The organism is Cohnella sp. GbtcB17, from assembly GCF_019091135.1.
GTDB lineage: Bacteria > Bacillota > Bacilli > Paenibacillales > Paenibacillaceae > Cohnella.
This window is the reverse complement of the sequence record NZ_JAGXJW010000586.1, coordinates 1-228: the sequence shown is the minus strand read 5'-3', so window position 1 is coordinate 228 and position 228 is coordinate 1. Positions and strand designations below refer to the sequence as shown.

Annotated in this window: 1 protein-coding gene; it reads left to right on the top strand. The window is 59.6% G+C overall.

From position 1 onward, the window contains the following. Positions 1 to 228 (top strand): MFS transporter (locus KVT38_RS34515; protein WP_368859206.1); only part of this gene is annotated, 228 nt, incomplete at both ends.

Sequence of the window (228 nt, the reverse complement as noted above, 5' to 3'; positions counted from 1 at the left end):
CCCCAATATGCGCGCCATGGTCGTGGCCCCGCTGATTTTTGCCAAGCTGTCCGCCATGTTCGGCCGCAGTCGGTTTTTACTATTGGACGTAACGCTGTTCCTGCTGGGCTCGATTCTGTGCGGCTCCGCCCAGAACATGGACCAGCTCATTATTTATCGCGCGAACCAGGGGATCGGCGGCGGCGCGCCCATGCCGATCGTGTTCACGATCATCTTCGACTTGGTCCC